The sequence below is a fragment of the Polyangium sorediatum genome (assembly GCF_029946465.1).
GTDB lineage: Bacteria > Myxococcota_A > Polyangia > Polyangiales > Polyangiaceae > Polyangium > Polyangium fumosum.
This window is the reverse complement of record NZ_JARZHI010000002.1, coordinates 341274-359991: the sequence shown is the minus strand read 5'-3', so window position 1 is coordinate 359991 and position 18718 is coordinate 341274. Positions and strand designations below refer to the sequence as shown.

Annotated in this window: 13 protein-coding genes; 7 read left to right on the top strand and 6 right to left on the bottom strand. The window is 66.9% G+C overall.

Annotated features, from left to right (window positions below):
• Positions 1–391 precede the first annotated feature (391 nt).
• The gene (locus QHF89_RS03670; RefSeq protein WP_284720006.1) at positions 392–1264 is read left to right on the top strand and encodes a hypothetical protein; all 873 of its coding nucleotides are present in this window, start codon (positions 392–394) and stop codon (positions 1262–1264) included.
• A gap of 10 nt (positions 1265–1274) precedes the next feature.
• Here the strand turns inward: QHF89_RS03670 and QHF89_RS03665 are convergent, their stop codons facing one another.
• The 5 genes from QHF89_RS03665 to QHF89_RS03645 form a co-directional block, all read right to left on the bottom strand.
• A complete protein-coding gene (locus QHF89_RS03665) occupies positions 1275–4595 on the bottom strand; it encodes a serine/threonine-protein kinase (RefSeq protein ID WP_136966038.1) in 3321 nt (1106 codons plus the stop codon).
• An 8-nt stretch (positions 4596–4603) separates the two neighbouring features.
• Complete coding sequence (locus tag QHF89_RS03660; protein WP_136966039.1) at positions 4604–6025, bottom strand: sigma 54-interacting transcriptional regulator; 1422 nt, start codon at positions 6023–6025, stop codon at positions 4604–4606.
• Positions 6026–6156: 131 nt separating this feature from the next.
• Positions 6157–6723, bottom strand: a complete 567-nt coding sequence (locus QHF89_RS03655) for a hypothetical protein (protein WP_136966040.1) — start codon at positions 6721–6723, stop codon at positions 6157–6159.
• Between the two features lie 13 nt (positions 6724–6736).
• On the bottom strand, positions 6737–7507 hold the full coding sequence (locus tag QHF89_RS03650) for an SDR family NAD(P)-dependent oxidoreductase (protein WP_136966041.1): 771 nt from the start codon (positions 7505–7507) through the stop codon (positions 6737–6739).
• A gap of 47 nt (positions 7508–7554) precedes the next feature.
• Positions 7555–8643 (bottom strand): hypothetical protein, encoded by a 1089-nt coding sequence (locus tag QHF89_RS03645; RefSeq protein WP_136966042.1) that lies wholly within the window; start codon positions 8641–8643, stop codon positions 7555–7557.
• Positions 8644–9037: 394 nt separating this feature from the next.
• Between QHF89_RS03645 and QHF89_RS03640 the strand changes: the two genes are divergently transcribed.
• The gene (locus tag QHF89_RS03640) at positions 9038–9820 is read left to right on the top strand and encodes a GON domain-containing protein (RefSeq protein WP_284720005.1); all 783 of its coding nucleotides are present in this window, start codon (positions 9038–9040) and stop codon (positions 9818–9820) included.
• A gap of 12 nt (positions 9821–9832) precedes the next feature.
• Here the strand turns inward: QHF89_RS03640 and QHF89_RS03635 are convergent, their stop codons facing one another.
• A complete protein-coding gene (locus QHF89_RS03635) occupies positions 9833–10468 on the bottom strand; it encodes a hypothetical protein (protein ID WP_136928130.1) in 636 nt (211 codons plus the stop codon).
• A 123-nt stretch (positions 10469–10591) separates the two neighbouring features.
• Between QHF89_RS03635 and QHF89_RS03630 the strand changes: the two genes are divergently transcribed.
• The 5 genes from QHF89_RS03630 (at position 10592) to QHF89_RS03610 (ending at position 18680) form a co-directional block, all read left to right on the top strand.
• On the top strand, positions 10592–11116 hold the full coding sequence (locus QHF89_RS03630; RefSeq protein WP_136966044.1) for a hypothetical protein: 525 nt from the start codon (positions 10592–10594) through the stop codon (positions 11114–11116).
• A gap of 225 nt (positions 11117–11341) precedes the next feature.
• Positions 11342–13390, top strand: coding sequence for a prolyl oligopeptidase family serine peptidase (locus QHF89_RS03625; protein ID WP_136966310.1), 2049 nt, complete (start codon positions 11342–11344; stop codon positions 13388–13390).
• 107 nt (positions 13391–13497) lie between these two features.
• Positions 13498–13995, top strand: coding sequence for a hypothetical protein (locus tag QHF89_RS03620; protein WP_136966045.1), 498 nt, complete (start codon positions 13498–13500; stop codon positions 13993–13995).
• A gap of 186 nt (positions 13996–14181) precedes the next feature.
• Positions 14182–15096 (top strand): peptidoglycan DD-metalloendopeptidase family protein, encoded by a 915-nt coding sequence (locus QHF89_RS03615; RefSeq protein ID WP_136966046.1) that lies wholly within the window; start codon positions 14182–14184, stop codon positions 15094–15096.
• Between the two features lie 164 nt (positions 15097–15260).
• Positions 15261–18680: a protein kinase domain-containing protein gene (locus tag QHF89_RS03610; RefSeq protein WP_136966047.1), complete on the top strand. Its 3420-nt coding sequence runs from the start codon at positions 15261–15263 to the stop codon at positions 18678–18680.
• The last annotated feature ends 38 nt before the right edge of the window (positions 18681–18718 follow it).

Genomic DNA, 18718 nt, shown 5'->3' with positions numbered 1-18718 from the left:
CAGCGAGACGATCCGAACGCGAACTCGTCACCCGGGCGAGGGCAGTGCTCGCCGCGAGAAGGACGAAGAGTCCGAGCGCGCCTAGCTTCTTCAGGGGCGTTCTGCGTGTGGGAGTTTTCAATGCACGGCCCCGTCTCGCACAGGACGTGCCAGGCGAGGACAACGGGCGGCGATGGGCACTTGTCATTCCGGTCTACGAGCCCCCGATGTCCGGCGCGCAGAAGCGCTGTCACGAACGCGAAACACCGGGTGTCACGGCGGCGTGACAGTGTCGCGGCGCCGTGTCTCGCGGGGCGGGGCTGCGGCGCATGTTCCATGCGATGGAGCGTGCGCCCAATCGCCTTTCGGCCTGGCATGGGTCTTGTTATGATGGATCGTATCCACGCGACGGATGAAGACGTCGCCTGAACTTCAACTCAAGGACTTGACTGCCATGACGCCCCACCGCTCGCTCCTCCTTGCCGCTGTCATCGGTTCCGGTCTCCTCACGGCGGGGTGTCTCGCAGGGACCGAGGATGGGGTCCGTCCCATCGACGACGTCGGGCTCGAATCGCTCGAGCTCGGCGATCACGGAACCAACAGCCTCGGCACCGACGACTTCCACGAGCACGCGGATATGCTATGGGAAGCGGCGGACCTCAGCATCAACGCGCCGGAGAATACGGCCGTGGCCGCGCTGCTGGCCGACACGGGTAGCCGCACGCTCGCGTATGCAATCCGCTGCGCATTGCCGCAGGGAACCAAGGGGCCCGGCGGTCACGCCGGATGGGGCCACCTGAAGACCACGGCGTCGTGGGCGACGCGCGGCCTCACCCTCTCCGAGAAGCTGGACCTCTTCACGTGCATGATCGTGAACATCAACCCCAAGGAGACGCCGGTGGAGATTCGGCTCACGGGGGATTCTATCACCTCCAACGGCATGTCGTACTTTAATTCCATTAACTTCAACATCGAAGAGGCCCTTTGGGTGGCTCGCCTGTCGGACACGGGAGAACGCGAGTACATCGTCTGGCCCTTGGACGAGATCGTCCTGCCATGCCCGAACACGTACATGTCGCTGCTGACGCGAACGTGCACATCGGGGGACAACCCGGGCGACGCGATCCCCGGCTGCAATGTGGAAATGCGATCGACCCCGGATACGGATTGCACGCAGAACCCCGTCACGAAAAACTGGAGCTGCCTCGGCCGTCCGGCCATCAAGACCTGGCTCAGCACACTCAAAGTCATCGCCGCGGGCCCCAAAGACTGCAACGTTCCTTGATGAAGCAATCTCAGGGGCCGCGCACCGGTGCCTCCCGCGCAAGGCGCCGCGCGGCCTCGATGGCCTGCCGGTCCATCCTCTCGACGAGCGAATTCTCCCGGATGGCCGCCGAGAATGCCTCCAGGGACATCTTCGCGGCCTCCCGCGCGTCGCTCTCCCCCTTGGCCATCGATGCCCGCAGGAGCAAGAGCCTGCCCTTACACGCGAGGGCGCCTGGCATGCGGGGATGAATGGACAACGCCTGCGCGATGAACCCGAGCCCTTGTGTGATCTCGGACTCCGCGCCTCCGCCTCGCCCGCTCCGGAACCGGCCTCTGAGCTCGTAGATCTCGCCAAGCGCGACGTAAAGCCAAGGATCGGCGCGCGTCACGTCGAGGATCGGCAAAACCGAGGCGAGCGCCGCGTCGAAGGAAGCCTCGGTGGTCTTGTCTCGTTGCATCACCCAGCGTAGGGCGATCGTCTCCACCGTGGCGCTCCACACCCGATACTTGAGATCATTCGGCTTCGCCTTCATGGCTTTCTCGAAGGCATCCCTCGCTTCGAGGATGCAGGGCGACGGGTCCTCCCCACGCTCGATATGAAGCCGTGCGCGAATCGAGGCCGCTCTCCCGCGGAGCTTGTGCGTGAGGTTCGACGTCGGCGCGAGGCGCGCGTGCTCCGCGGTGTTTGCGTCGGCCCGGAGCAATGCAGGTGTCGGATCGCCGCCGGATTCGAGCAGGTACGTCGCTTCCATCAGCGCCAGCATGGCGCGAAAGCGATGCGGCACCGACGAGCGCGGCGATTGCTGCTGAAACGCATCGATCAGCGCCTCCGCTTCCGTCACGACGTCGCGCGGGGATTGCCCCATCGCCACCGCTTGCTCCGCCAGCAGCAATCGATGGTCGATCGCTGTGAGCTTCGCATAGGAAAAACTCGGGTCGATCTCGAGGGCCTTGTTGCAACGCCGAAGTCCCTCCTCGATGGAGCGGCGCGCGTCGATGCCATGCATGAATTCGTGCTGGGCACGGGAATAATACGCGGAGCAGCTTTCGTTCAGCGCCCACACGAAGACAGGGTCCCGCAAAAGCGCCTCGTCGTACGCCGCAATGGCGTGGTCGACGGCGGGCACCACATCGAGGCCGCGCTCGCTCGCGTGAAGGACCCGCGTCCGCCAAACCGCGGCCACGACGTACCACGCCATCGGCTCCTCGGCGCCCCTCTGCGCCGCCTTCTCCGCGTGCTCGAGGGCCTTCGCGATCGCGACCTCCGGCTGCTCGTCGGGCGCGTCCCCGACGGCGACATGCCACGCGAAATGCGAATGCAGTTGCGCCAATCGCAGGTGCCCGAGCGCGATCGCGGGGCTCGCGACGATAGCTCTCCCACACGCCTCCTTCGCCGCCTCGAAGCTCGGCCGGAGGGCCTTCTGCGCCGCGCGCGAGCCATTCATTTCCTGCGTGAAGAGCTCGCACATTGCGACGTGCACCGCCGGATCGCTGCTCCCGATGTCGGCGGCCGCGCGATACGCCTCCCCCGCCTGGCCGAACCAATGCGACATCTTTTCGTGATCGAACGCCGCGTCGTGGCCGTACTTCCTCCCCATCGCGAAGAGCACGTCCCCTTCGAGCTTCCGCGCCTCGTACAGCCAAGGCGCCTTCTCGAACGCCTCCCGCGCCTTCACGAGCGCCTCCTCGTGCCGCCCCTCATGAAACGCGATCAGCCCCTCCACGTACGCAGGCGCCTCGATCGCCTCCCCGAGCGCAGCTCTGAGGTGCACGAGCGCCGGCTCCTTGTATTCGGCCTCGATCACCGCGATACGTTGTCTCTTCCGCTCCCCCTCCATCCGCTTCGTGTCCGCGAGCTCTTTCGTGTAGATCTCGCTGAGCGCCATCCCCATCGAAGAATCGAGCCCCACCGACCGAAAGCCCGCGGCCTCCGCGCGCGTCAGGTGCGCGAGCGCCTCCGCGTATTCCTGCAGCGCGAGGTACCCACACCCGAGCGCGTAATGCCCCGGCCCCACGCCGATCTTCCCCAGGGCGTCCATCGAAGACGCGATCTCCTTCAGCCGCTCGCGCACGATCCTCCGCTCGCGATCCATGTCATGAAGCGGCATGCCGTAGGCGTTTCGGAGGAAAAGCTCCATCTCCTTCACGCTCTCGCCGAGTTCGCGCGAGAGCGTCATCTGCATGGAGGCCTGCTGTCGCTCGCGTATCCAGGCCCCGATGAGGACCGCCGCGACGACCAGCGCGACGCTCGCGAGCGCCACCCTGCCTTTGTGCCGCCGCGCGCGTTTCCACAGGACGTATCCGACCGATTGCCGCCGCGCCTCCACCGGATCCCCATCGAGGAACCGCTGCAGATCGTCGCCCAGCGCCTTCGCCGATTCGTATCGCGCCGAAGGCTCCTTTTCGAGGCATTTCATTACGATCGCCTCGAGGTCCCGGGGCACGTCGCGAAAGACCTTACGGACCGGCGGGGGCTCGTCGTGCACGATCCCCTGGAGCAACGACGTGAGGCTGTCAGCGACGATCGGCGGCCGGCCTGCGAGGACGTCGTAGAGCGTCGCGCCGAGGCCATACACGTCCGTGCGACGATCGAGGGAGCGCACCTTCCCCGCCGCCTGCTCGGGCGCCATGAACGACGGCGTTCCCATGAGCGCGCCCGTCACCGTCGCCCCGGTATCGCCCATTTCCCGCGCGAGGCCGAAATCCATGATGTAGGGCTTCCACGCCCCGTCCTCGCCGTGCTCCACCAGAATGTTCGCGGGTTTGACGTCGCGATGCACGAGCCCGAGCCGATGCGCCTCGTGCAAAGCCGATGCGACCTGTCGGACGACGCGCACCTTCTCTTCGAGCGTCATCGCCGACTTCGCCTTGTCGAGCGGCTCGCCATGCAGGAGCTGCATGACGATGAACCGGACATGATCGGCCGTCCCGGCCTCGTACACCTCACACACGTTTTCGTGGTCGATGCGCGCTTGCGAGCGGGCCTCGCGGAGCAGGCTGCCGCCGAGCTCGAAATCGGCGCCGAAGAGGAGCTTGATGGCGACCTCGCGGCCGAGACGAAAATCCCGCGCCTTGTACACGGCGCCCATTCCACCACGCCCGAGGAATTCGAACGCCTCGAAACGCGCATACAACGCCGGCGGGATCTCCGGCGTGTCGGCGTCCGCGTCCGGCGACGCATGTTCCGCGCGCACGCTCTGCGCAGGCGCGTCCAGCGTATGCGTGACGTCGGACGCCGCGCTCGGAGATGCGTGCTCCACGACGGGCGGCGCGCGAGGCGGCTCGGCCTGCTCGACCGTCACGTCCTGCGTTTGTCCGGGCTCGTCCCGTCGCAGCCGTCCGTATTTCATCGCGTCGATCAGGTCCGCCGCGCCGCCGTGCTCTCGGAGATGCCGTCCTTCGCGCGTATCCCGTGCCGGTCGAGCAACCGGTGAAGGAGCTGCCGCGAGACACCCATGGCCTCGGCCGCGCGCGAGATATTGCCGTCGTACTTGCGAAGCTTTGCCGTCGCGTACTTGCGTTCGAGCTCTGCCAGCACGGCCTCACGCGCCTCGGGCAGGGAAAGTTCGAGCAATTTGCCGAGCTTCAAATCCTCCGGATCCACCTTCGCCGCCTCGTCGGCGCGAACCGGCGCGGCGGTGGGCTCGGACGCGTAGCCCTCCTCCGGGCCCAGGATCTCGTGCAAGAGCTCGGGGAACAGCACGAGCCGCGCGATCACGTTCCGGAGCTCGCGCACGTTGCCCGGCCATTCGTATCCGAGCAACATCGGAAGGGTCTCGGGCGGCAGGTCCGAGGCTTTCAGCGGTGGATTGCGGCTCGAAAGGAAGCGCTCGACGAGCAGCGGAATGTCCTCCCGCCGCTCGCGCAGGGGCGGCACCTGGAGCTCGAGCACCGAGAGGCGGAAATACAGGTCCTGCCGGAACTTGCCCGCCGCCACCATGGCCTTGAGGTTCCGATGCGTGGCCGCGACGATGCGCACGTCGATGGCCCGCTCCTGCGTCGAACCGAGCCTCCGCACGGTCCGCGCCTCGAGCACGCGGAGCAATTTCTGCTGCGCTTCGAGCGGAACTTCGCCGATCTCGTCGATGAAGATCGTCCCCTGATGCGCTGCCTCGAAGAAGCCCGCCCGGTTCACCGCGCCGGTGGCCGCGCCCGCGACGGTCCCGAAGAGCTCGGCCTCGATGGTGGAGGACGGGATGGCCCCACAATCGACGATCACGTACGGGCCATGGGCGCGCCGGCTCTCCTGGTGAAGGGAGCGGGCGAGCACCTCCTTGCCCGTGCCGGATTCGCCGAGCAAGAGAATGGTCTCTTCGGATTTCGCCACGCGCTCCAGCCGCGCGAAGAGCGCCCGCATCGCGAGGCCTTCGCCGACCGCGTCGCCGAACGAGCCGCGCGTGGAGAGGGGAAGGACGGCGGCCCCACCGGACGGCTGCACGACGAGCGTCGAATCACCCACAGTGGCGGGCACGCCCGGCGGGAGGAGGGCCTCGACGATACGCACGTCACGAATGAAAGTACCATTCCGGCTCTGGATGTCCTTTAACAGGACGCCCTGCTCGGTGAGGCGGATCTCGCAATGCACCCGCGACACCTTGGGATCCGTGACCACGAGATCACATTCAGGGCTCTTGCCGAGCACGAGGGGCGCGAGCCCGAGGGGCGCCGTGAAGGTTTGCCGATCGGGGAGCGTGACGGTGGCCCGAAGGTTCGGCAGCCGCAGGGATCGTCCCTCGTCGAGGCTCGTCAAGGTGAAGGAAGCGTCTCGTTCGCTAGGCACGGCGGCATCCTAGCCCCCATCACCGCGGAATTTCAACCTTCGCGGCCGTCGGAGGCGTGCCCCGATAGCGTATCGGCGAGATGGCGCCGCAAGAGCCCGAAGCCGGGAATTTGGTGGCCGACGGCCCGCGGTCATTCCCGTCGCGGGGTCACTTCTCCCATATCGACCACGGCGCCCGCCGACGTGCCCGCGGGGAGCTTCGGCGCGTCGTAGCCTTGGCCGCCAGGGAGGCCCGGCTCGCGATGGAGGTGCGCCGCGGGGTAGCCGTGAAAATCCCGGGTCGTCAGGCGGATCTGGCAATCCGCCGCAGGGAGCTCCAGGATCGCGTGGGTGCCATTCACTTCGAGACCCGACTCGACGATCTCTTTCGTGGTCGGGCAAATGCCGACGAGGCAATCGCGCCGCCCCTTGCCCGTGCGGGCGCTGGGATCCGAGCCCCAGCCGTCGGGATTCGTGTACCGAACGGTGATCTTCGTCGAATCGGACGGGGGCCACCCGGCGGCGTCCCGCGTGCCGGTCTTGGAGAACGCCTGCCCGCGCGTCCAGCGAAACTCTTTACCGAGGTCGGCGTACGTCAGATCCTGCTGCTGGAGGAGCTCGCCGAGCGGACGCGGCGCCGGGGCATCCTGCGGAGGCTCGGTGCCCGTCGGCTTGCACGACAGGACCATCAGGCAGACTGCGATCGAGGCTCGATTCATTGCAAGTTCCCCATCATTTCGGCCCGACGAACGAGGCACGCTCGAAGGCGTCCATGTCGTCGTAATAACGGCGGACATTGTCGGCGTACACGGGGCGCGTGTACACATCGATCTGTGGATTGCGGATCGCGTCGATCACCACGTCGGCGACCTCGTCGACGCTCTGCGCGCCCGGCATGGATCGCGAATCGAGCCCGCCGTGCAGGGCATTGAGGCCGAACTCCGTCGCGACGATCCCCGGCGAGACGGTGGTGACGACGATCCCCGGGAACGTGTGCCTGAGCTCGGCGCGCAGGCCGGCGGTGAGGGCGTTCAGCGCGTGCTTGGAGGCCGAGTACGCGGCCCGGAGGGCGAAAAAGGGGATACGGCCGAGCATCGAGGAGACGTTGAGGATCTGCCCCGCGTTGCGCTCCTTGAAATGCGGCAGGATCGCCTGCATACCGTAGAGCGCGCTTTTCACGTTGTCGCGCATCATCATGTCGAGATCGTCGTCCGTGATTTCGGAGGGGGCGCGGGTGATGCCACGGCCGGCGTTGTTGATCCACACGTCGACCCGGCGGAACCGATCGACGGCCTGCCGCGCGAGAGATTCAACGTCGGAACGCACGGTCACGTCCGTGATCACCGCGAGCGCGTCGGGCCCGCACGCAGCGGCGACCTCGGAGAGCTCCTTCTGCCTGCGCGCAGCGAGCACGACGCGCGCGCCCTCGGCCGCCGCCTTGCGCGCGATCGCAGCGCCGATCCCCGCGCTCGCCCCCGTGATGACGATGATCTTGTCCTTCATGCGCACGAGCATGCACGAAGGACGCGCACAGGGGAAGCGCCCCGTCGTCACTTCGAATAGGCCGCGTCGAACTGCTGCCGGAGCGACGCCTTGCGCGCCGGCGGCACCATGAAAACGTTCAGCGATTTTCCGTTCAGATGCGGCACCACCCAGGCAGGGAGCTTCTGGTGCCGTTCGAGCTCCGTGGGCAAACTCTTCGAGCTGACCACGAAATCGTTGCTATAGCTGTTGCCCCCGAGACCGCCGACATACGGCGCCGAGGCCCAAAAGCGGTAGAGCGCGAGCCCTGCGCCGCGCGGGCCATACAGGAGCACCACGCCCGCGGGGCGGACCTCCTTCGGCTCGACCTCGAGGCCCGCCGCCGCGGCTTTCGCCAGCGCAGCCTTGTCCTTCTCGGGCGGCGCGAGGTTCACGGCCACCCCTCGGTCGAGGTCGATCGTCACGAAGTTCTGGCCGCGGATCCCATGCGCGCCGCCGTGGTAAGCATAGGTGTTGACGCTGGCCACGACGAACGGCCCCATGCCGCCCTCGAATCGCACGCCGACGCTGTACTCCTCGAGCGAGCTCTCGCATTGGGTCCCCATCGTCGGATACCCGTGGCCGTCTTTCCACGGCGCCACGCGCTTGCCGTCCTCGGCGCGCACGAGCTCGGGCATCTCCATGTTCGGGTTTTCCCGGACCGGCTGCCCGTTTCGAACGACGACCTGCCCCTCCGCGTCGAACGTGTACTGCGAGCACCCCTTCACGGTCGTCGTCCCGAGCGACCATATCGAGGTCGACGAGACAGCGAGAATCCCCGGGCGCTCCCCCTGGACGACGGGTTTGTCCGCAACCCGCTCCACCCACGACGAGCGAAACCCGCCCACGGCCTTGTCGTCCTTCTGCCAGACGATCACGGCCGTCACGGTCTCCGAATCGAACGGCGGCTCGGGCGCCGGAGCCGCCGCGCTCGGCGCCGCGTTCGACGAGGTAACCGGAGGCGGCGGCAGCGGGGCCACGGGCGCGACCGAAGCGCTCGGCGCCGCCGAAGAGGCCGAAGCGCGCGACGCCTCCGCCTCTCCCCCTCCCCGCTGGCAACCCGACACGACAAACGCGACGAGCAGACCCACACGACACGCGGCGCGCGCAGCTTCCATCGTCGAGGACGGTAGCACCCGCGGACGACGACCGAAATCGCCCGGGCGTTTTTGGTCCCGGAAACGACCGATGAGGTCGCTGGTCTGCTCGGGTGGATGCTCCTGACGGACGCGCGACGCGCGGCGCAGCTCCGCGAGGCCGGGGTGGAGCGGACATCCACGAGCCCGATCTGGAGGTGCCAGCCTCCATGCTTGGCGGTTGTCCCCCTCAACGGCGCCGCCATGAACGACTTGCGCCCCGGAGGCGCTCGCCATGTACATCGATGATTCGCGCGCGAATCGCGGAAATTACGCGGCCTGGTCCCTTTGGCACGACCGGTGCAATTGCCATGGTCACGAACGACGGGGGACGAAGCCCCCAAAGAAAAACACTCGAGCCCTCTCGGAGCTGACCATGAACCTCGCGCACAATCTCTCGCGTTTCGCCCTCTCGTTTGCCCTCTTCGCCCCGTTCATGTCGGGCTGCATTGCCGATAGCAGCGATCTCGACGCCGCGGACCTCTCCGAGGATTCGGTCGCCGAGACCGAGCAGGCCCTCGGCCCGCAGCCGCCGCCTCCGCCGCCCCCGCCGCCCCCGGCGACGTGCCAGGAGATCCGGAACCGGAACCCCAATGCCGGCGACGGTCCTTACCTCCTGCACATCGACCACGACGTGGCCAAGGGCTGGACGGCGTACTGCCACAACATGGCTTCCTCGCCGGCCGAGTACCTCACGCTGCCCAACACCAGCGCGTCGGCGAATTTCTCGCAGTACACCGTGGGCGGCGCCGTCTCGGGGTCGAACGTGCGGACGAGCTACACGAAGATCCGCATCGACCCGGATTCGCTGCTCGTCGATATCGGGGACCAGACATTCTCCTCGTCGAGCGGCCAGCTCACGCACGGCGGCGGGCCGGTCACCTCGATGCCGTTCGGTGTGGGCATGTCGTGCGACGCGTCGCCCTCGGGTGTTGGCAACATCGACCTCACCGGCACGCCGTTCGCGGTGGCGGAGGATGCGTTCCAGGTCGGCGGCGCAGGCTCCTCGGGCTCGGCGGTCTACAGCGTCGACAACCGCGTCGTGAATCTGAGCGGCGGCGGCTTCTGCGGCTGGATCTGCTCGAACCCGGCAACGTTCAACCCCTTCAATGACGCGGGTGACTTCCAGCTCGCCCTCGAGTTCGTCCCGCCCTCCTGAACCCGGATCGCGTCATCCCTCCGCATTGCGAAGGAGCGCCGCCATCCACGCCTCTTCTTCCGCGGCCAACCGCAACGACTTCTCCCGCGCGGCGGCGCGCACTTGCTCGGCCGGGGGGTCTTCGTCCGGATTGTGGTAGGCGCCCAAGAGCCCGATCGAGGTGAGCCATTCGAGTTCGTCGAAGCCGGCGCCGACCTTGCGCAAAAAATCTGCAATCACGAGCGTCAAGAGCTTGAAGTGGCCCTTGTAGGGCAGGCCGAGCGGCCGCACCGGCGCCTCTTCGCTGATCCAGACCGACGCGGTCACCACGAGCGCCTGCGCGGCGACGACCGGCTCGTCCGCGAGGATCTCGACGGCGTCGGCGATCATCGTGAGCGCGTTCGGATCGCGGAGCGCCATCATCCCTTTGCCTTCGAAGTGTCGCGCCTCGATCTCGACCGGCACGACGGTGGCACGGAGCGCGGCCTGCCCGTCGCGGTTTTCCCATACGGGAGAGATCTGGATCCCGGGCGCGCGCGTTTCGGTCCGAAGATTCACCGTGTGGAGTAGGATCGCTCGCGCGTCGTGCATCAAGTCGTCGACGTCCGGGAGCGCGTAGCCCTCCGGAAGCTGGAGGAAGGCGCGGGCGGAGGCTGCATCGAATTCCATGCCCCCCTTCTACCATCGATCGGCCTGGCTCCGCGAGATCGGCGTGCGGAGCGTGGCCTCGAGGACCTCGCCTGCGCCGTTTGGTGATCCCGACGGCCGACGTTTGCGATACCCTCGCCCTCGATGCAGGACGAACTCCCCGAAACGCCACCTACGAAGCCACGCCGCAGTCCGTTTCGGCGCCTCGTCCTGCTCGCGATCTTCGCGCTCACGCTCCCCTTCGATTGGGGAGAGCGCTCTTCGTGCCAGGGAGGCCCGAGGACGTTCACGGGGATCGAGATCCTCACCGAGCGTCCGGAAAACGGCATCAGCATCGCCGTCCTCGTCCTGACGCCGGTCGTGCTCGGCTTGCTACAGCCTCGCATCCGCAATGCCGTCGCGGGCCTGCTCACGGAGTTCGCCTCGATGCTGTTTGCCTCGCTCGGGACGATGTTTTGCTTCGTGAACGCCATCTTCGCGGGCGGCATCGCGCCGTCGAGCGGCCGCTTCTACCCGGCGCCGTGGGTCGCCACGTTGGCCTCGCTCCTCACAGTCATCGACGCATGCCAGGGCGCGGTCGAGCGCATCCGCGACATCGTCGCGGAACGAAAACGACGGGGCGCGATGGCCATGAACGACGAACCTGCAAAGCCTTCTCCCGAACCTTGAGGGCAGCGTTTCCAGGCGACGCTCTTGCTCTTCGCAAGGTCCACGACGGCGAGGCTTGAAGTGGCCTTCCTCTGCGCCCGGAAATACGCTTTACTGCCGCCCATGCGAACCCTGGCTCCCCTCCTCGGCGCGATCCTGCTCGCCGCATGTGGCGCGCCGCCGACGCCACCCCCCACGCCGCCGCCCGCCGCGACGGTCGCGACCGCCACGACGGAGGCCCCGCCGATGAGCAAGCCCGAGCCCAAGGTCGAGGATCCCTACCTCTGGCTCGAAGAGGTCCTCGGGGACAAGCCGCTCGCGTGGGTGGCCGAGCGAAACGCCACGTCGAAGGCAGAGCTCGAAGCCGCGCCCGGGTTCGGCGCGCTGCGCGATCGGTTGCGCCGCATCTACGATTCCAAGGATAAAATTCCCACGCCTCAGGTGCGGGGCAAGTACGTCTACAACTTCTGGCGCGACGACACGAATCCTCGCGGCCTCTACCGGCGCGCCACGCTCGCCGAGTACAAGAAGCCGGCCCCGAAATGGGAGGTCGTCCTCGACCTCGATGCCCTTGCCAAGGCCGAAAAAGAGAACTGGGTCTGGCACGGCGCGGAGTGCCTGTACCCGAAGTACGAGCGTTGCCTGCTGCACCTCTCGCGCGGCGGAGCGGACGCGTCCGTCCTCCGCGAGTTCGACACCGTCAAGAAGCAGATGGTCGAGGGCGGATTCACGCTGCCGGAGGCGAAAAGCTCGGTCCACTGGAAGGACATCGACACGGTGTACGTCGGGACCGACTTCGGCCCCGGTTCGCTCACGGATTCGGGATATCCGCGGATCGTGAAGGAGTGGAAACGCGGCACGAAGCTCGAAAGCGCGAAGACGTTGTTCGAGGGGCAAACGACCGACATGGTCGTGGGCGGCGAGCGCCAGTTCGACCACGGCAAGGAGTTCGACTGGATCTACCGCAAGCCGTCATTCTTCACGGAGGAGCTCCTCCTTCGCAACGGGGACAAATACGAGAAGATCGACAAACCCGAGGACGCGGAGGCGAGCGTCTGGGATGGCCAGCTCCTCCTGCGGCTGCGCAGCGCGTGGACCCTCGCGGGCAAGACGTGGCCGGCGGGCGCCCTGCTCAGCGCGCCGCTCGCGGACTACCGCGCCGGAAAACGTGAAATGACCATGCTCTTCGAGCCGAAGCCGAACACGTCGCTCGAGAGCTACATGGGCCTGAAGACGGCGTTCATGACGGTCGAGCTCGAAGACGTGAAGAGCTCGGTGTTCGTTCACACGCGTACGAAAAACGGGTTCGTCCGGACGAAGATCGACACGTCGCCCATGAGTTCGGTCTGGGCCTGGGCGTATGACGAGCACACGTCGGACGACTACTGGCTCATGGAGAGCAATTTCACGGCGCCGGAGACCCTGGCCCTCGGGAGCGCGACGAAAAAAACGCGCGCCGAGGCCGTGAAGAAGAATCCGGCTTTCTTCGAGGCGGCCGGGCTCGACGTCGTCCAGCGGTTCGCGACGTCGAAGGACGGGACGAAGGTGCCCTATTTCCAGATCGCCAAGAAAAACCTCCCGCTCGACGGCAGCGTGCCCACGCTCCTCGAAGGGTATGGCGGGTTCGAGGCGTCCATGACCCCGTCGTACCACGCGGCGACCGGCGCCGGGTGGCTCGAACGCGGCGGGGTCTACGTCGTGGCGAACATCCGCGGCGGCGGTGAATATGGCCCGGCCTGGCACAAGGCCGCCCTCAAGGAGAACCGGCAGCGCGCGTATGACGATTTCATCGCGATCGCCGAGGACCTCGTCGCGCGTAAGGTCACCACGACGTCGAAGCTCGGCATCATGGGCGGCTCCAATGGCGGCCTGCTCATGGGGGTCATGATGACCCAGCGGCCGGATCTCTTCGGCGCCATCGTGTGCCGCGTCCCCCTGCTCGACATGATGCGCTACCACAAGCTCCTCGCGGGCGCGTCGTGGATGGAGGAGTACGGCGACCCCGACAAACCCGAGGAGCGCGCGGCGCTCGCCAAGTTCTCGCCTTACCAGAACCTCAAGAGCGGCACGCGGTACCCGCGTACGCTCTTCACCACGTCGACGCGAGATGATCGCGTGCATCCGGGCCACGCGCGCAAGATGGTCGCGCGGCTCCTCGAGCTTGGGCAGGATTTGCTCTATTACGAGAACACCGAGGGCGGCCACGGCGGCGCCGCGAACAACGAGCAACGCGCCTACATGGACGCGCTCGCATTCACGTTCCTCGGCAAGCAGCTCGGCCTGCCGACCAAGTAACCCCCTCCCCTCGAATCCCCCCGCGCCGAGCGCTGCCCGGGCACGCGTGTTGCTCTTACGACCCCGAAATGGGCCCGAAACCCAGGTTCGAGATCGCGAGGTATGACATGCAAGGCAGGGCGACGAAGTGGATGTGTGGCATCGTGGCGACGCTCGGCGTGGTGGTCTTGGCGATGGGGTGCAGCGGGAGCGACGGGTATGGGGCGTGCCCGACGGACAACGGGAGCGATGAGGTTTGCGTATGGGAAGGCGGGATCACGTTCGTACCGGACAAGGTCTTGCTGGCCGACGGGTTCGTCTTCGTGCACGGCGAGATGATGTGGTCGCCTTGTTCCATGACCCCAGGCAAACAGATTCGCTCGTACGGCATCGACCCGATGACCGCGGTGACTAAGCGGATGGACGCGCCTGCCGACGCGGAGCCGGTGCCCATCCCCGCCCAAGGCAAGATCGAGGTGAAGCTGGAAGGGACCATGCGCCGCGTGGTCATCGACCCCGGCGCCGCCATCTCCGTGAACAAGTCGAAGCTCCCGATCGGAGAAGTCGTGAACGACGACAACGGAATCACCGTGCCGATCGAGCTCGAAGCCGTCTGCGATGAATGAACGGCCCAGGGTGGGGAACGGCTGCCCCAAGGGGTGGGGAACTCGTTCCCCACCCTGAGGCACGGTTTCGTAATGCGGAACGCCGCCGTTTTCCGCAAAATTCTGCGGATGTGGAGCGACGGCCCAATTTCGTGATCCACCCTCCAGGACGATGGGTCGGTACGCGCATTGCTGAATCGGTCGGCCATGCGAACGACGTCGAAGTGGGCCCTTGTCTCCAACGTGCTCGTCCTTGCCTGTGGCCTCGCGCTGAGCGGCTGCGGCGGCGAGCCGCCGGACGAGCTCGATCCGGCCTCGGCGCTCGGCGGCGACGAGTGGCTGGACGACGGCCCTCCGCCGGGAGAGGAAGCCGTGGACGAGGAGGTCGGCAGCACGAGCGAGGGCGTGAGCGACCTGCCCGCCTTCCAGCTCCCGTTCCCTTGCGGGCAGGTCTGGGCGGGACAAACCAGGACGAACCATAGCCCTCAGAACTCGGTCGATTTCAATCGCAACGACGACATCGGCGACGCGGTCGTAGCCTCGGCCGCCGGAAAGATCACGCGCGTCGCGAACGAGGGCAACACGAGCTACGGCCGCTGGATCGAGATCGACCACGGCAATGGGTATCGCAGCCGGTATGCGCACTTGAACTCGCAGCTCGTCTCGGTCGGGCAGAGCGTGAGCAAGGGCCAGAAGATCGGCACCGTGGGCAACACCGGCGGCTCGACCGGCGCGCACCTCCATTACGAAGTGCGCCGCAACGGCATCGCCATCCGGCCCGTCTTCAATGGCTCCACGGCGTTCTTCTACGGCACCAAGAACTACACGAGCAAGAATAGCTGTGGCGGCAGCGACGGCGGATCCGGCGGGACGTCCGTCACCGGCACCGTGAACACGAATGGCGCCGCTCTCACGGTGCGCGCGGACGCGAGCACGAGCAGCGCCGCGGTGGGCTCGGTCGCGGACGGCGCCAAGGTCACCATCACCTGCCAGAAGAAAGGGACCTCGGTGACGGGCACCTATGGCACGTCGACCCTCTGGGACTTCATTGGGAACGGCTACGTGTCGGACGCTTATGTTTCGACCGGCTCGGACGGTCAGGTCGCGCCGACCTGCAAGTAAGCCTGCCTTCGCCGGGTTCGTCCTGACAGAGAGCTTCCCGCCCGCATCCTCCGCTCCGCGTGTTCCTTGGTCTCCCGGTTGCAAGGGAGTTCGTCACGCGACCGGCGCCGCCTTGCGCATGTAGCGCTTGACGAGCGACGGCCTCCCGGGACCAAGGTAACGCGATGGGCCAGCCACCCAAAAACGGCCAGAAACAAGAGAGCCTCTCGGGTCCGGAGGCGCTCGCGATCGCCGATACGGTCGCGCCGTCTCCACCAGCAGAAAAAGCAGCCCCGATCACGGTGAAGCTGGCCCGCGAGAGGCGCCGCCGGCGCGGCGCGAACCGCGCAGACGAAACGCCGCCAGCGGAGAGCGCATCCCCCGCGGAGGCGCCCACCGAGGTCTCCGCCGACGCACCTGCCGAGATTCCCGCCGATCTGCCTGCCGTCTCCGAGCGCTCCCCGCTCGCGGATCCCAAGCGCTGGGATCGTTACGAGATCGTACGATTCCTCGGCCGAGGCGGCATGGGCTCCGTCTACGAGGCCCGCGACCGGCGGCTCGCGCGTCACGTGGCGATCAAGTTCATCCACGGGGCCGATCCCATCACGACGAAGCGCTTCCTCCAGGAGGCGCGGGCGCAGGCGCGCATCGATCATCCGAACGTCTGCAAGGTGCTCGAGGTAGGCGAGGTCGAGGACAAGGCGTACATCGCCATGCAGCTCGTCCAGGGCCTCTCGCTGAACGACGCGGCGCAGTCGATGTCGATCGACGACAAGGTCCGCGTGATGAAGACGGTCACCGAGGCCGTCCACGCCGCGCACCACATCGGCATCATTCACCGCGACATCAAGCCCGCGAACATCATGGTGGAGAAGAGCGCGGACGCGCCTCCCTCGTATCGACCCGTGCTCATGGACTTCGGCCTCGCGCGCGAGGCCAGCGAGACGAAGGGCCTGACCGAATCGGGCACGGTCATGGGGACGCCGGGGTACATGCCGCCCGAACAGGCGCGCGGCAGCGTCCGCAGCATCGATCCGCGCAGCGACGTCTACAGCCTCGGCGCGACGCTCTACGACATCCTCGCGGGCGCGCCGCCGTTCGTGGACGAGAGCGCCGTCAACGTCCTGCTGAAGGTGCTCATTCAGGACCCGGTGCCGCTGCGGGAAAAGGATCCGTCGATCCCGCTCGCCCTCGACATCATCGTCGGCAAGTGCCTGAACAAGGAGCCCCACCAGCGATATACGACCGCGGCCGAGCTCGCTGACGACCTCGATCGTTTCCTCAACCGCGAGCGCGTGCTCGCGCGCCGCCTCGGGCTGCCGACGCGCCTGTACTGGCGGGCCAAGCGAAACAAGCCGATGGCCTTCGCGGTGATAGCGCTGGTATCGAGCCTCGTGGCGTTCGCCGGCTACGGCGTCCGCACGGTGGTCGTCAATGCCCGGAACGAGGCGATCGCGCAGAAGCGCGCCGAACTCGGGCAAAAGCTCGGCCAGGCGGTGAAGGACCTCGAATGGCTGGTGCGCAGCGCGTACCTCGTGCCGCTGCACGACACGGGCCCCGAGAAAGCCGTCGTCCGCGCGCGCATGGCCGAGATCGAGGCCGAGATGCAGAGCTTCGGCGACCTCGCGGCGGGGCTCGATCGTTATGCCCTCGGCCGCGGCTACCTCGCGCTAAAGGAGTGGGACCAGGCGCACGCGGAGCTCGCGCTGGCCGCGACGCTCGGCGTGCGCGAGCCCGAGCTCGATTATGCGCTCGGGCGTGTGCTCGGCGAGCTCTACAGCCGGGCGATCGAGGACGCGCGCAAGAGCGGCGACAATAGTTACTTCGAGAAACGCAAGCAGGAGCTCGACAAGGAGTACCTCGAACCGGCGCTCGCCCACCTCACGCGCTGCCGGGGTTTGCCGACGGTGCCGGCGAGCTATCTCGAAGGCCTGATCCACTTCTACAACCGGCGCTACGACGAGGCCCTCGCGAGCGCGCGGAGCGCCCGCGGCGGTCTGTCGTGGCTCTACGAGGCCGAGAAGCTCGAAGGCGACGTGTACATGGCCCGCGCCCAGGGCGCAAAGGATCGCGGGGACAACGACGAGGCCGAGCGAGATTTCGCGCAGGCGGTGGCGCATTATGAGCAGGCCGCGGATATCGGGCGGAGTGATCACCAGATCTACGAGGCGCTCGCGGAGGCGTGGATCCGACAGGAGGAGATGGACCTCTACAGCGGCCGTGATCCCAAGCCGAAGCTCGACAAGGCCCTCGCCGTCGCGGACAAGGCGCTCGTGGCGGCCCCCGCGGAGTCGAACGGGCACACGAAAAAGGCATTCGCGTACAATTTCCAGGCGCAATTCGGCGAAGGTCATGGCGCGCCCCGTGAGGACGTCGAGCGACTGCGCCGAGCGCAGATCACCGCGGGAGAACAGGCGATCGCCGTGCACCCGGGAGACGCGTATGCGCACGAGATCATCGGCCTCGCGTACACGAAGCTGGCCGAATCCCTGCTCGACCGGGGACAACCCGTGCAGCCCTTGCTCGACAAGGCGCATGCGTATCTCGAGGGCGCGATCCGCCTGAACCCCAAGTTCCCGTGGGCCTACAATGACTATGGTCTCGCGCTCGGTTACTCGGCCGCGAGCAAGAAGCGACGCAACGAAGATTGCCAGGCGTTGCTCGAGAGGGCCATCGCGTCGACCCGGAAAGCGACCCAGCTCGATGAAGGGTACGTCATCGGCCACAACAATACGGCCGTCTGGCTGACGGACCTGGCCCAATGGCAATCCGACCATGGCCAGAATCCGGAGACGTCCGTGCTCGAGGCGGTGCAGACGGCAGAACGGGCCATTCAAATCAACCAGCGGAATCCCCTGGCGTACGTGAACGCCGGCCTGGCCAGCACGCTCCTCGCATCCTACCGACTGGACGCGGGAAAAGACGGGCGGGAGCTTGGCCGGGAGGCCATCGATCGCTTCAAGGCTGCCCTCGCGATCGACCCCAATTTCGTGTACGTCCAGCACGAGCTGGCCCGCGCGTATCACTTGCTGGGCGGCCACGAGCGGGCCCTCGGCCAGGACCCCCAGCCGAGCCTCGACGCGGGACTGCTCGCGCTCGCGCCTTGTTATCGTATCGAGCCAGAAAACCCCGACTGCAAGGCCGTGGAAGCCTTGCTACGGGCGGCGCGGGGGGCGTGGACGCGGCGCGAGGATCCTGTTTCGTTTTCGTCGCTCGAACAGGCCCAGAGCCTTGCGCGCGCGGCGACCCAAAAAGTCCCCGAGCGGGGAGATCTCTGGCTCTTGCTGGGGCAAGTTTCGCTCGAACGGGTCGAAGCTCTGCTCACGAGGGAGCGGCCGAAGGCGCCGCAGGAGCCGATCGTCGAAGAGGGGCTCCACGGAATCGAAGAGGCGCTCACACGTGCGCCGGGTTTCCCGCGCGCGCTGGCCATCCGCGGCGCGTTGTACCTGCGCAAAGCGCAGCTTCAGGTCGATCCGACACAGAAAAAAATGGCGCTGGAGCGCGCTCGAACGGACCTGTCACAGGCGTTCAAGGGAAACCCGCTGCTCGAACACCGCTACGGGCCGGCAGCTTCCGAGGCCGAACGGCTGGCCAAGGGGCCGTGAATGAGGCGAGCGGCAAGAAGCAAGAACGGGGGGAGGAA

Coding starts and splice junctions, on each gene's coding strand:
- QHF89_RS03670 (WP_284720006.1), top strand. CDS start 392: ATGAAGACGTCGCCTGAACTTCAACTCAAGGACTTGACTGCCATGACG.
- QHF89_RS03665 (WP_136966038.1), bottom strand. CDS start 4,595: ATGAAATACGGACGGCTGCGACGGGACGAGCCCGGACAAACGCAGGAC.
- QHF89_RS03655 (WP_136966040.1), bottom strand. CDS start 6,723: ATGAATCGAGCCTCGATCGCAGTCTGCCTGATGGTCCTGTCGTGCAAG.
- QHF89_RS03650 (WP_136966041.1), bottom strand. CDS start 7,507: ATGAAGGACAAGATCATCGTCATCACGGGGGCGAGCGCGGGGATCGGC.
- QHF89_RS03645 (WP_136966042.1), bottom strand. CDS start 8,643: ATGGAAGCTGCGCGCGCCGCGTGTCGTGTGGGTCTGCTCGTCGCGTTT.
- QHF89_RS03640 (WP_284720005.1), top strand. CDS start 9,038: ATGAACCTCGCGCACAATCTCTCGCGTTTCGCCCTCTCGTTTGCCCTC.
- QHF89_RS03635 (WP_136928130.1), bottom strand. CDS start 10,468: ATGGAATTCGATGCAGCCTCCGCCCGCGCCTTCCTCCAGCTTCCGGAG.
- QHF89_RS03630 (WP_136966044.1), top strand. CDS start 10,592: ATGCAGGACGAACTCCCCGAAACGCCACCTACGAAGCCACGCCGCAGT.
- QHF89_RS03625 (WP_136966310.1), top strand. CDS start 11,342: ATGAGCAAGCCCGAGCCCAAGGTCGAGGATCCCTACCTCTGGCTCGAA.
- QHF89_RS03620 (WP_136966045.1), top strand. CDS start 13,498: ATGCAAGGCAGGGCGACGAAGTGGATGTGTGGCATCGTGGCGACGCTC.
- QHF89_RS03615 (WP_136966046.1), top strand. CDS start 14,182: ATGCGAACGACGTCGAAGTGGGCCCTTGTCTCCAACGTGCTCGTCCTT.
- QHF89_RS03610 (WP_136966047.1), top strand. CDS start 15,261: ATGGGCCAGCCACCCAAAAACGGCCAGAAACAAGAGAGCCTCTCGGGT.